At 31.5% G+C, this 14,194-nt stretch carries 10 protein-coding genes; 3 read left to right on the top strand and 7 right to left on the bottom strand.

The features are described 5' to 3' along the window. Positions 1–79 precede the first annotated feature (79 nt). Positions 80–1,087 (top strand): class 1 fructose-bisphosphatase, encoded by a 1,008-nt coding sequence (fbp, locus tag APS56_RS09495; protein ID WP_054727526.1) that lies wholly within the window; start codon positions 80–82, stop codon positions 1,085–1,087. Between the two features lie 112 nt (positions 1,088–1,199). Here fbp and APS56_RS09490 read toward each other — a convergent pair whose 3' ends face one another. Further along, positions 1,200–3,506 carry an inorganic phosphate transporter gene (locus tag APS56_RS09490; protein ID WP_054727524.1) on the bottom strand — a complete coding sequence of 769 codons (2,307 nt, stop codon included), beginning with the start codon at positions 3,504–3,506 and terminating at the stop codon, positions 1,200–1,202. Between the two features lie 645 nt (positions 3,507–4,151). Here APS56_RS09490 and APS56_RS09485 point away from each other — a divergent pair. Continuing rightward, positions 4,152–4,508, top strand: coding sequence for a toxin-antitoxin system YwqK family antitoxin (locus tag APS56_RS09485; RefSeq protein WP_054727523.1), 357 nt, complete (start codon positions 4,152–4,154; stop codon positions 4,506–4,508). A gap of 69 nt (positions 4,509–4,577) precedes the next feature. On the opposite strand, the gene nadB is transcribed toward APS56_RS09485, so the two are convergent. From nadB to APS56_RS09470, 3 genes are all read right to left on the bottom strand, one after another. Next, positions 4,578–6,137 carry an L-aspartate oxidase gene (gene nadB, locus APS56_RS09480; protein ID WP_054727521.1) on the bottom strand — a complete coding sequence of 520 codons (1,560 nt, stop codon included), beginning with the start codon at positions 6,135–6,137 and terminating at the stop codon, positions 4,578–4,580. 2 nt (positions 6,138–6,139) lie between these two features. After that, positions 6,140–7,066: a quinolinate synthase NadA gene (nadA, locus tag APS56_RS09475; protein ID WP_054727519.1), complete on the bottom strand. Its 927-nt coding sequence runs from the start codon at positions 7,064–7,066 to the stop codon at positions 6,140–6,142. A 222-nt stretch (positions 7,067–7,288) separates the two neighbouring features. Next, entirely contained in the window at positions 7,289–9,112 is a 1,824-nt protein-coding gene (locus APS56_RS09470; protein WP_054727518.1) for a hypothetical protein, read from the bottom strand. 237 nt (positions 9,113–9,349) lie between these two features. Between APS56_RS09470 and APS56_RS09465 the strand changes: the two genes are divergently transcribed. Further along, positions 9,350–11,935, top strand: a complete 2,586-nt coding sequence (locus tag APS56_RS09465) for a phosphoenolpyruvate carboxylase (protein ID WP_054727516.1) — start codon at positions 9,350–9,352, stop codon at positions 11,933–11,935. Between the two features lie 94 nt (positions 11,936–12,029). Here APS56_RS09465 and APS56_RS09460 read toward each other — a convergent pair whose 3' ends face one another. The 3 genes from APS56_RS09460 to APS56_RS09450 form a co-directional block, all read right to left on the bottom strand. Beyond that, positions 12,030–12,368 (bottom strand): P-II family nitrogen regulator, encoded by a 339-nt coding sequence (locus APS56_RS09460; RefSeq protein WP_054727513.1) that lies wholly within the window; start codon positions 12,366–12,368, stop codon positions 12,030–12,032. 113 nt (positions 12,369–12,481) lie between these two features. Then, positions 12,482–13,711, bottom strand: a complete 1,230-nt coding sequence (locus APS56_RS09455; protein WP_054727512.1) for an ammonium transporter — start codon at positions 13,709–13,711, stop codon at positions 12,482–12,484. A 23-nt stretch (positions 13,712–13,734) separates the two neighbouring features. Continuing rightward, a complete protein-coding gene (locus tag APS56_RS09450; RefSeq protein ID WP_054727510.1) occupies positions 13,735–14,076 on the bottom strand; it encodes a P-II family nitrogen regulator in 342 nt (113 codons plus the stop codon). Positions 14,077–14,194: the final 118 nt, after the last annotated feature.

Here is a 14,194-nt window from a genome sequence, read left to right as displayed (position 1 = left end):
TATAAGACTTAACTTCTACGAAAACGTTGTAGTTTCTTAAAATTTATTGATATTTGTATAAACTAAAACAAACCAACTTATGGCTCATAAAAAACAAACTTTAGGCGAGTTTATTATAGAAAATCAATCGTCGTTTCAATATTCTTCAGGTGAATTATCAAGTCTTTTAAACTCTCTTCGTTTAGCAGCAAAAATAGTAAATCATGAAGTAAATAAAGCTGGATTAGTGGATATAATAGGTGCCGCTGGCGATACTAATATCCAAGGTGAAGACCAGCAGAAATTGGATGTATATGCTAATGATAAGTTTATTCAAACACTTACCAAACGAAATATAGTTTGCGGAATTGCTAGTGAAGAAGAGGATGATTTTATTACTATTAATAGTCAAGATGAAAATCATCAAAATAAGTATGTAGTTTTAATTGACCCGTTAGATGGTTCATCAAACATAGATGTAAATGTGTCTGTAGGCACTATTTTTTCAATTTATAGACGTGTAACTCCAGTCGGCACTCCAGTAATGTTAGAAGATTTTATGCAAAAAGGAAGCGCTCAAGTAGCGGCTGGATACATAGTTTATGGAACGTCCACCATGTTGGTTTATACCACAGGCGATGGTGTTAATGGATTTACTTTAAATCCAGCAATTGGGTCCTTTTACTTATCACACCCTAATATGGAATTTCCAGAAAGTGGTACTATATATTCTGTTAATGAAGGTAATTATATTCATTTTCCACAGGGTATAAAAAATTATATTAAGTATTGCCAACAGGAAGAAGATGATAGACCGTATACAAGTAGATATATTGGTTCTTTGGTATCCGATTTTCACAGAAACATGATTAAAGGAGGAATTTATTTATATCCGCAGAGCTCTAAAAACCCTAATGGAAAATTACGTCTGTTATATGAATGTAATCCTATTGCATTTTTAGCAGAACAAGCTAATGGTCTTGCTAGTGATGGATTTACCAGAATTATGGATATCCAACCTACAGAATTGCATGAACGTGTGCCTTTTATTTGTGGTAGTAGGTTAATGGTTGAAAAGGCAGAGGAGTTTATGCGTGACGCACAATAAAATTAGAATAGGTGTTCAGTATAGTGTTAATCCTTTAAATAGTACTATAAATAAAATAAAGCCGCTTTTCTAAATTTATAAAAGCGGCTTTATTATTTTAATAATATCCCAATTATTCTTCTTCAGAAATACCTTGAACGGTTGCTGGTTTTACCGAGCTATCATGTGCATTATGGTATTCTTCTAAAAGATTCATTACAGCCATTAATAAATCTTTAGTTTCTAATAAAATTCCAAAATATAGTGTTGTATTCTTAGGACTTGATTCTTCATTTCTAGTACGCTCCACTTGTTTTTGAATTTTATCACTAACCATGGCTACTATTTCTTGCTTTCTTCCTAATATTACTCCAATTTCTTCAAAAGATCTAGATTCAAACGCATTTTTGGTATTATTAAACAATATTTCAAAGCGTTCATCAACTTCTTTTAATTCTTTAATTTGACTGAATTTTAATTTTTTATGGTTGTTATTTACGTGTTTATGACTCACCTTAGTTATGTACTCTAAAGATTGTACGATGTCTTGTAAATAGCCTAATATGTTAATGTAAAAATTACTGGCACCAACACTTGATTCATCTAAATTTTTAATGAAGTAGAATATATTGTCTCTTAAATCTTCAACTTCATCAGACAATTTTATAATTTGTTTTTTGTTCTTTTTAAGGGATGCTAAATCTTGTTTAGCAAGTCCGTTAATAGCATTGGTGTAAATTTTATTACCACGTTTAACAACATTAGCAATATTGCCAGCACTTTCTTGAATAACTCCCTGCACAGAACTACTCTCTGCTTTGTTTAAGGAGTCTTCAGCTCGTACTTCTTTTGTTTTTTTTCTATGAGAAATGAAATTTCTAACCAAAAGTAAGGTTGCTAATAACAATAAAACTGGCACCATAACATGGACGTTCCAATTTAATAAGTACGCAATAATAGCAGCAGCTACAAAAGCTATGATAGCAGTAAAAAACCAACCACCAATAACATTTAAAACTCCTGCAACTCTATATACAGCACTTTCAGCTCCCCAAGCTCTATCTGCTAAAGAAGTACCCATGGCAACCATAAATGTTACGTATGTTGTTGATAATGGTAGTTTCATAGATGTTGCTATTGATATAAGTATAGCTGCAACCATAAGGTTTACTGCTGCTCTTACCATATCAAACGCAGGAAGTTCATGTGTTTTGGACTTAGATATATTTATAACAGGTTTTTCAAACTGTTCTTCAATTTTGTCCTGCCAAGATTTAGGTAGGATGTAAGAGGTCATTTCTGAAGCCCCTACTGCTATTCTAACAAATCCACGAGATAAAAAGTTAGGTTGAAAACGCTCTTTGGTTGCTTCTTGGCTTGATAGATCTAACGAGGTTTTTACAACTGTTTGAGCCTTACTTGAAAACCATAAGGTAACTACCATTATGATACCTGCTAAAACCAATAAAAGCGTAGGAGTAGGGACCTTATCCGCAAGAAATTCCATACTGAAGGCTTCAGGCGAAACACCAGATGCTAACCAAGCTTCGTATGATTGCCAACCAGCTATTGGAACTCCAATAAAGTTAACTAAATCATTTCCAGCAAAAGCTAACGCCAAAGCAAAGGTACCCGCTATAATAATTAATCTATAGATGTTTAATTTCGCTACTGCAATTAATATATAAGATAACAAAGACCAAAACACCAAGTTTATGACTAAAATTAAAAGTACTTGAGTTTCTAAAAACTCTTTAATAGTTAATCCTTTAGTAAATTCATAACTTTGTTTAGCAAAATTAGTTCCCCCAATACCTTTCATGAAAATAAAATAAGTAATAGAGGTAATAGCAAAACCACCAAACAAAGCACCTACCCAATTTGCTTTCTTTTCAAAATCATAGGATAATAGAAGTCTTGCTACCCATTGTACTAAAGCTCCAATGGAAAATGCTACGACAACTGAGAGGAGAATTCCAAAAATAATTTGTCCAGCCTGACTTGTATTTATATAGTTAACCAAATCAACAAATGAACCTCCGTCATGACCAATTTTAATAAGAGCCATAGCTACTGAAGCACCTAATAATTCAAATACTATAGAAACTGTTGTTGATGTAGGCATGCCTATGGTATTAAAAAAATCTAATAACAAGATATCAGTTAACATAACTGCCATAAATACAATCATAATTTCATTGAACATGAATTCATGAGGATTAAAAATACCTTTTCTTGCAACTTCCATCATTCCGCTAGAAAATACAGCTCCAATTGCCACACCTAATCCAGCTACAATCATTATGGTTCTAAAAGAAATAACCTTAGATCCAATAGCTGAGTTTAAAAAATTTACTGCATCGTTACTAACACCAATTACCAAATCGGCTATAGCTAACACGGCAAGGGCAACAATCATTAATAAGTAAATATTATCCATAATTTATTTTAAAATAATTTGCAAATATCTTTGTTAACTTAGTATTCTAAGTTACGTAATTGTTATGTTTTTTTACTACAATTTGATTTGTAAAATTAAAATGATTTTAAGTTGAAATTAAAAATCACGATAAAAGTAAATTTTCTATTTAACATTGAAGAATTTACTTGTAAAAGATTGTATTAGTGTGTATTATTTTATCAATTTTTTAACCTTATTTTACGATATTAAATTAAAGCTGTTTTTTTGAGTTTATACACATCATGTTATACTTGAAAATTGTTTCGCTATTTCCTTAGTGGATGTCTTTGATGTTGTTCAAGTGATTGATTTTTAGTGTAATAAAGACTGCCTTGGCCTAAGGCAGTCTTATTAGAAATCATGATAATGTAGTCGACAAAAACTAATAGATTATATGAAATACTAATTGATTTGTCTTAAGACAATGCAAATGTCATGTGTTTAGGTAATTTTAATGTAATCCCTATATTAATTAATTATTAATATTTTAATGTTAAATCTTTTATTGTATTTAGTTGATAATCATATTGTTATTGTTTTAATGTTAATTTAATGTTACGTAATAGTTGCTTAAATGTTATCTTTTGTGTATATTTGATATATAATGTTAAAACCCCCATAATTATGAAGAAATTAATTTTATTAACTTTTACCTTTTTAATTACTGTGGTATCTTTTGGTCAAGATCAAAAGAGAGAATTAAAACTTAACAAAGAAACCAATTTAATTGATGTTGTTTATTATCATGACAATGGTGCTGTAAGTCAAACTGGGTCTTACACAGCAGATGGTAAATTACAAGGAGAGTGGTTAAGCTTTAACACAGAAGGTAAAAAAACTGTTTCTGCAAATTATGATAATGGTAAAAAAGTCGGCAAGTGGTTCTATTGGACAAATGGAACTGTTAAAGAAGTAGATTACAGCTCAAATGTAATTGCTGGTTTAAAAGAGTCTCCTGTTAAAGGGAATGATGATATTTAATTACTAAATACTACTTGAAAATACTTAAAATTTAAGACTGTCATCTTTAAGATGGCAGTCTTTTTTGTTTTATTTTTTAACATTATCAACATTATAATACCCACCTTTGTTTTCGGTTCTATCTAAAGATTGCCGTACAATTAAATGAGCAATGTTAACCATGTTTCTTAATTCACAAAGCGATGTTGTTATTTTAGATTCTTTGTATAATTCTTCAACCTCGTCGTGAATTAAATCTAAATGTTTTATGGCTCTTTTTAATCGTTTGTTACTTCTTACAATACCTACATAATCTCGCATTAAAGCTTGTAGGCGTTTTAGGTTGTGCTGGATTAAAATATGCTCTTTAGCAATAACAGTACCTTCATCATTCCATTCAGGTATGTCTACTTCTAAATATTTATATTCGTATTTAGTATGATATTTAAAAATATTATGAGCATAAACCAAAGCTTCCAACAAAGAATTAGAAGCTAATCTGTTTGCTCCGTGTAAACCTGTTCTAGTGCACTCTCCACAGGCAAATAAATTATCAATAGTGGTTTTTCCTTTTTTGTTTACTTTTATTCCTCCGCATAAATAATGTGATGCTGGAATCACAGGAATCCAGTCAGTTTTTATATCAATATGATGCTGTAAACATTTATTATAAATATTAGGAAAATGGTTTTTAAAAGCATTCATGTCTAAATGCGTACAATCTAAATAAACATGAGCATCACCAGATTTTTTCAATTCACTGTCAATACTTTGAGAAACAATATCACGTGATGCTAATTCTGCGCGTTTATCATAATCTGGCATAAATCTATAGCCTTTTTTGTTACGAAGATAAGCGCCAAAACCCCTAACAGCTTCAGAAATTAAAAATGACGATTCGCCTTCTACCTCATATAAAGCGGTAGGATGAAACTGTACAAACTCCATGTCTTTTATGCGAGCTTTAGCTCTGTATGCCATTGCAATACCATCCCCTGTTGCTATGATAGGATTTGTTGTATGCCCATAAACGCAGCCAATGCCACCAGAGGCTAATAAAGTACTATTTGCTTTTACTGTAAAAATTTCACCAGATTTTTGATTAAAAACATATGCACCATAGCATACTAATTCATCTTGGTTTGAATTTTTTATATGATGGTTGGTTACTAAATCAATAGCAAAATGATGAGGTAAAATAGAGATGTTAGGCAACTGGTGTACTCTTTTTAATAAAGCACGTTCAATTTCATAGCCCGTAATGTCTTTATGATGCACAACTCTGTATTCTGAATGTCCACCTTCTTTTCCTAAATCTAAATTGCCACTTTTATCTAAATCAAAATTAGCTCCCCAAGCCATAAGTTCTTCAAGGCGCTTGGGGCCTTCTTTAATTACCATTTTAACAACCTCTTCGTTACATAATCCATCACCAGCAACTAAGGTGTCTTTAATGTGTTTTTTAAAAGAATCTTTTTCATCATCTAAAACCACAGCTACGCCACCTTGGGCATATTTGGTGTTAGATTCTTCTTCATTCGATTTGGTAATAATAACAACGTTTCGGTCAGGGAATTGTTCTGCAATTTTCACCGAAAAGGTTAAACCTGCAATTCCTGAACCAATCACTAAATAATTTGCAGTAATCATAATTATTTGGATAATTCTAACATGCGTTCAATGGGTAACAATGCTCTTTTTCTTATTTTTTCTGGAACATCGATTTGCGGTGATTCATTTAACATGCAATCGTATAATTTTTGAAGCGTGTTCATTTTCATAAAATGGCATTCACTACAAGCACAAGTATTGTCTTCTTTAGCTGGTGCAGGTATCATTTCTGTATTAGGTACCTCTTGTTGCATTTTATGCAGAATTCCAGCTTCGGTAGCTACAATAAACTTTTCTTTAGGATGCGCTTTTACAAAGTTTATCATTCCAGAGGTAGAACCAATATAAGCGGCTGTATCTAAAATATGAGTTTCAGATTCAGGATGCGCAATAATTTTATAGTCTGGATATTTTTTATGTAAAGCAATTAGTTTGTCAATTGAAAATGCTTCATGAACAATGCAGCTACCATCCCAAAGCAACATATCTCTACCTGTTTGACTGATAATATATTTACCTAAATTTTTGTCAGGTGCAAATATAATTGGTGTTTCCTTTGGTACGGAATTTACAATTTTTAGTGCATTGGAAGAAGTGCAAACAATATCACTTAATGCTTTAATTTCGGCAGAACAGTTAACATAAGTAATAACTACATGGTCTGGGTGAGCTTTCGTAAATTTTTCAAATGCTTCAGGCGGACAAGAATCTGCCAAAGAGCAACCCGCTTTTAATTCAGGTAACACAACCGTTTTATCTGGACTCAAAATTTTAGCAGTTTCTGCCATAAAATGAACGCCTGCAAACACAATCATGTCTGCATCTGTTTCTGCAGCTTGTTGTGATAATTGTAAACTATCTCCAACATAATCTGCAATGTCTTGTATTTCTGCAACTTGGTAATAATGCGCTAAAATAACTGCATTTTTCTCCTTCTTAAGCCGATTTATTTCTTTTACTAAATCCATTATAATCAAAATTAGCGCATTCTATAAAATCAGAATGACACATTTTTATGGTGCAAATATCGTGCAAAAATCACAAATAATTATTTCTGATGAATTTTTTTTGAAGACAAAGGAATATTTACAGCCATAATGATATAACAAAACTTGTTGCTATTTATACAATAAGTTTTGTTATATGTTTATTAAAGATGTGTTTTGTTTAATGTAAAGCGATACACTTTTTTAAATTAAAACAGTGGCTCTTTCTTTTGATAACTTTTCAATTTCAAAACTTATCTGTTTTAATATTGTTTCACCAGATTCTAATTCGTTTAAAATAACTTGTTTTACTTCATTAAAAGCATTTTTAGCATTGTAAAATAAATGTTGATAATAAGCAACACCTGCTTTCATATTGTTAGTAAAATTAGTTAAATATTTTTCTTCTTTTTTGTTGAAATTAGCTTTTGATTCTTCAAGTTTATTTTTTAAATAATCAATATAAATAAATAACTCCTTGATAAATAAATTAGGACGGTCTGTTCGTGCAATAACATTATCTCGATTATAAATATGATCTACCAGATTCTCTAAACTCATTACTTTAGAGTAATATGCCATATTTGGTCCTGGACATATAGATACGCCAGGGCCTTCTTTTTTTGTTCCCAAACCATAGGCCAATAGAGCCGAAGTTCCTAAGCCAACACAAGTACATGACTTTTCAGTAATTTTATTAAGCTTAATATTATACTCGTCTAATGGTAATTTTAGGTTGTCTAATTCTTTTATTTTTAGATGTTGATATTCTCTAGATGCTGTACAGAGACCTTTTTCCTTAAACTCCTTGTTTAAGGATACAAACTTTTTAGGACATGAACTGCCTGGTCTACCTTTATTGATTAATACTTCTTTTTCAATATCTTTTGTGTTATTTTTTAGATTATTAAAGGGTACCCCTAAAGGAGAAATATCGCTTAAATACAAATCTTTCTCGGTTGCTTTGCTTAATTTTTGAAGCGTAGCGTCATCCACTGTTGTTGCTTCAGGAACTAATAAAAATGGTGATCCCCAGCCTACAGAGTCCAAATTATACTCATCGATTAAAAAATCATGTTCTTCAGCAGTGCCAACACCACCTTGAGCAGTTATATCTATGTTTAGTTGCGCTTTAGGAAGTATACGTTTTTGATTTGTTAACTCTTGATGTATTAACTTTTGAATAGAAGTTCGTAATTCTTCTTTGTTCTCCTTAAATTCTGCCAATACAGGGCCTAGAAGATAGCCGTCTGTAGCAAAGGCATGACCACCGCAGTTAAGACCAGATTCAATTCTGTATTCTGAAACCCATAATCCTTTTTTAGCTAAAAATTTTCCTTGAATTAATGCGGATCTATAATCACTAACTTTTAAAATAATTTTTTTCTTAAAAACACCATTTTCATCTGGATAAAAATCATCAAACTGCGACATATAAGCATACAATCTTGGATTCATTCCAGCAGAAAGCACGACTGAAGAGTTTAGTTTACTATTTGCAAAGCCTCTAAGTGCTGCATGGGCATCATTATATTCGTTAGCTAATTTTTTGTTTTTTATATAATTGTCCTTATCAACTTTGGTCATAATATTAACGTCAATATTACCCATTTTTAAATTGTTGTTGGCCCATTTTTTAATTTCAGATGCATTAAATCCCTTTTCTGTTAATTTAAAAAAGTCGGCTTTTAATGCAGAATTATTAGGGAGCATTTGGATGTAAGCTAAAAGTTCATCACTTTTTTCTATGGTGATGTTTTTTAACAATTCGAATTTTTCATGTGCAATATCGCTTACTAAATTCAAATAAGATGTGATTCTTTTTGCTCTAAAATCATCTATTTTGTCAGTAATTTCAGTATAAGGTTTTTCGAACTTTTCACTGTACATCTTTCTTAACTTCTCAATCAAAATATCATCAACCAAAGAAATAACAGAATCCATACCGTATTGAGCTACTTTTAAAGGTGTATCGATTGTAAAACCTATCCCCATTACTGGAATGTGAAACGAATGTATTTTTTTCATACTTGTAAATTTAATCAGCAAAGGTACAATTGGTTAGAAATACAAAATATGACATATATCATGGTTTGTAGTTGTCCATTATTGTATTGGTAAAAGAAAAGATAGGAATAGGTGCTGTTTTTTTAATTATTCACAATTAGAATTAGTAAAAACAAAAAAAATTTAAAAAAATTAAGAAACTCTCTATTCTTAGCGTATGCTTTACTATTTTTACGTCTAATTTCACTTCATATTACTATGTCAGTAGGACCAAAAATTACCAGATTTAAACAAAATGTACTGTCTAAATACAATATATACAATAGTATATTTATGACTTTGCCTTTTGATGCTATAACAAAAACAGGAGTATTACTTCCTTTATTTCATGAAACTTGTAAAAAGGGTTTTGCAAATGGAGATGATCCCACTACTATTGTGGATACTTTTTTTAAAAAATATCAAGGGAGACGTTCTAAAAGCAGTCAGATTAATTTACTGTTTAAGTTTATTCAATATATAGAACGGCAGGTAGTGTTGTTTGATGCTGCTGAAGATGCTGCTTTTCCTATTGTAAATAATATGGAAGGCATTGGTTCCATTAGAAATTTAAAAGAATCTGCTGTTTCTGAGAATAGATTAGAAGAATTAAGAAATTATTTGGAGGAGTTTAAAGTGCGAATCGTGCTAACGGCTCACCCAACTCAGTTTTACCCTGGTTCAGTTTTAGGTATTATTACAGATTTAACTAAGGCTATTAAAGATACAAACTTAGATGAAATAAATAATCTGTTAGGTCAGCTTGGAAAAACACCATTTTTCAAACATGAAAAACCAACGCCTTATGATGAGGCTGTAAGTTTGGTTTGGTATTTAGAAAATGTATTTTATGAGTCATTTGGTGAGATTTACGATTATATTCAGCAAAATATATATGATGATAACCAAAACCATAATGAAATTATTAATATTGGTTTTTGGCCAGGAGGTGATCGTGATGGGAATCCATTTGTAAAACCAGATACAACTTTAAAAGTTGCCAAAAAATTAAAACAAACCATTTTAGGTAAATATTATAAGGATGTAAAAAGCCTTAGAAGAAGACTTACCTTTAGAGGGGTTGAACATAGGGTTATAGCTTTAGAGTCCAAGTTATATGAGTGTAGTATAACAGGAAATACTGAAGGGATTATAGAATTGGATGAATTAATTAATGAACTGACTGATATTAAAAACATTGTAATTAATGAGCATCAGTCATTATACATGCCAGAAATAAGAACGCTATTAAATAAAATTCATTTATTTAAGTTTAATTTCGCTTCATTAGATATTAGACAGGATAGTAGAATTCATCACGGTGTATTTACTACAGTAATTGATGCTTTAATAAAACAAGGCAATTCATCATTTCCAAATAATTATCATGAGCTTTCAGAGGATGAGCAAATAAAAATTCTCTCTAAAGCTACTGATTATGTTGATATTAATAGCTTTGAAGATGAAATGGTTTTCAATACCTTAAAAACCATTCAAGCCATTAAAGAGATTCAAAAAAGTAATGGGGAGTTAGGGGCCAATCGTTACATAATTAGTAATAACCAAACGGCATTAAATGTTATGCAATTATTTGCTATGCTAAAAATGGTGGCATTTAAAGACGAATTAACTGTTGATATAGGGCCGCTTTTTGAAACTATTACTGATTTAGAAAATGCTCCAGATGTTATGGAGCAACTCTATACAAACCCTGCTTATAGAGCACATTTGGAAAAAAGAGGAAATAGGCAAACCATTATGTTAGGATTTTCTGATGGTACAAAAGATGGTGGTTATTTAATGGCAAACTGGGGAATATATAAAGCAAAAGAATTGTTAACTGAAATGTCAAGAAAATATGGTATTACCGCTATATTCTTTGATGGACGTGGAGGACCTCCAGCAAGAGGTGGTGGAAAAACACATCAATTTTACTCATCTTTAGGCCCTAAAATAGAGGATAAGGAGGTTCAACTTACCATTCAAGGACAAACGATTAGCTCTAATTTTGGAACTTTAGATTCGTCTCAATATAATTTAGAGCAATTGATAAGTTCTGGTATTTCTAATAGAATTGCTAAAGAAAAAAATCAAATGTCTGAGTCTGATAGAGCGGTTATGAATGATTTGGCAGAAACAAGTTATCAGGCTTATAAAGATTTTAAAAGTCATGCCATGTTTATTCCGTATTTGGAACGCATGAGTACATTAAAATATTATGCAAAAACAAATATTGGAAGCCGACCATCAAAAAGAGGAACTTCTGATAAACTTATATTTTCAGATTTAAGAGCCATTCCTTTTGTGGGTTCTTGGAGTCAATTAAAACAAAATGTTCCTGGTTTTTTCGGGGTTGGTACGGCTTTGAAAAAATATGAGGATAACGGTGAATTTGACAAAGTAGAACAACTCTATAACAACTCTAAATTTTTTAAAACATTGTTAGAGAATAGTATGATGTCATTAACAAAATCGTTTTTTGATTTAACAAAATACATGTCCAAAGATAAAGAGTTTGGGGAGTTTTGGAATATTATTTACAATGAATACATTACAACCAAAACATTACTTTTAAAACTAACCGGATATAAAGAGCTTATGGAAAATGAGCCATCCGGTAAGGCTTCTATTGAAGTTAGAGAATCTATTGTTTTGCCATTATTGACCATACAGCAATATGCGCTTAAAAAGATTCAAGAGTTAGAAAAAGCAGATGTAAGAGATGAAGAACAAATTAAAATTTATGAAAAAATAGTCACACGTTCTTTATTTGGAAATATTAATGCGAGTAGAAATTCTGCTTAAAATAAAAGTTAAGTTTTAAGTATAAATAAACGCCTAATCTCAAATTTTAAGATTAGGCGTTTTCATTTATTTAGAGTGTTGCTTCTAAAATAATTTAATTTAAGGTGCTACTGCCTTTTTCTCCTGTTCTGATTCTATAAGCTTCTTCTATATTTGAAACAAAAATTTTACCATCGCCTACTTTACCTGTTCCTGCAGCATTGATAATGGCATTAAGGGTAGTATCTAAAAAATCATCATTAACAACAATGGAAAGGTATCTACGTTGAATATCACTAGTGCTGTATGACACGCCACGATACACATGGCCTTCTTTTTCATTTCCTAATCCAGTAACATCCCAATAGGAAAAAAAGTTTACACCTACGTCATGCAAGGCGTCTTTCACTACATTGTATTTAGATTTTCTAATAATAGCTTCTATTTTCTTCATGATATTTTTTATATGTTCGTTTATATCAAAAATATAAAATAATAGCTTCACTTTAATACTAAAAAAAAGGAAGTCTATTGTAGACTTCCTTTTTTTTAATCTAATTATATATCTTAATGTTCATTTAATCTGAAATCAGGATATGCATCCATTCCATGTTCATGAGCATCTAAACCTTCTATTTCTTCTTTTTCAGAAACTCTGATTCCAACAGTTTTCTTCAATACAAATAAAATCAAGAAAGATGAAACTATGCAGATAGCTGCATAGGAAACAATACCAACTAATTGACTTACTAATTGGTCTCCTCCAGCCAAAGAACCAAATATTCCAACGGCTAAAGTTCCCCACATACCGCAAGCTAAATGTACCGCAATAGCTCCAACAGGATCGTCTAATTTTAATTTATCAATAAATGCAACAGCAAACACAATAATTATACCAGCAATAGCTCCTATTAAAATAGCATCTGTTGGTCCCATTAAGTCTGCACCTGCGGTAATTCCTACTAAACCACCTAAAATACCATTTAAAAACATGGTTAAATCAAGATTTTTGTACATAATTGTAGAGGTAATTGCTGCTACTACGCCACCAGCTGCTGCTGCTAAGCAAGTAGTTACTAATGTTAATGACGTTAATGCAGGGTCAGCAGATAGTACAGAGCCACCGTTGAAACCAAACCATCCTAACCAAAGGATTATTACACCAGCTGTAGCTAATGGTATGTTGTGACCAGGAATAGCTTGAGGTTTCCCGTCTTTGAATTTACCAATACGTGACCCTAACAGCCAAACAGCAACTAAGGCAGCCCAACCTCCAACAGAGTGTACTAATGTTGATCCAGCAAAGTCATAAAAAGGAGTTTCTCTCATGTCTAAAAAACCGCCTCCCCACTTCCATGAACCTGCAAGTGGATAGATAATCCCTACGTATAGTACGGTAAAAATCATAAAAGGTCCAATTTTGATACGTTCAGCAACTGCTCCAGAAACAATTGTTGCGGCAGTGGCAGCAAACATACCTTGAAATAAGAAATCTGTCCAGTAAGTATAACCTTCGCTATAAGTTAAATCGGTTGCCGCTACTGCGTCAAGACCAAATCCTGCAAATCCAAATATTCCAGCTGAACCTTCTTCAAAACCAGGGTACATTAAATTAAAGCCTACAAGGCAGTATAGTAGTAATCCTACAGTAATAATAAAAATGTTCTTAAAAAGAATGTTTAAAGTATTCTTTTGTCTTGTTAAGCCTATTTCTAAAAAAGCAAAGCCTAAGTGCATGAAGAAAACCAATGCTGTACAGATCATCATCCATACATTATTTATTGTTAATAATTCCATAATTTTTTTGTTTGTTTTTTAATTTATTTGTTTAGCGTGTCCCCACCATTATTTCCTGTTCGTATTCTGTAAGCATCTATGACATCTGATACAAATACTTTACCATCTCCAACTTCTCCAGTTCCTGCAGAGCTAATTATTGCTTGTATAGTAGCTTCTGCAAAACTATCGTTCACTACTATTGAAAGGTATCGTCTTTGAATATCACTGGTACTATAAGAAACACCTCTATATACATGGCCTTCTTTTTCATTTCCAATTCCTGTTACATCCCAATAAGAGAAAAAGTTTACCCCAACTTCATGTAAGGCTTCTTTTACCACACGATACTTGGATTTTCTAATAATTGCTTCAATTTTTTTCATAATGTTATTTAATTTTAATAGTTAGATTTTAAAATATTTAGGGTAATATTTAGGGTAATATTTAGGGTTTTATTGGGGTTTTATTGGGGTTTCTGTTTGTTTAAAAATAATAATAAAA

The organism is Pseudalgibacter alginicilyticus (assembly GCF_001310225.1).
GTDB lineage: Bacteria > Bacteroidota > Bacteroidia > Flavobacteriales > Flavobacteriaceae > Pseudalgibacter > Pseudalgibacter alginicilyticus.
This window is presented reverse-complemented; position numbering and strand designations above follow the sequence as displayed.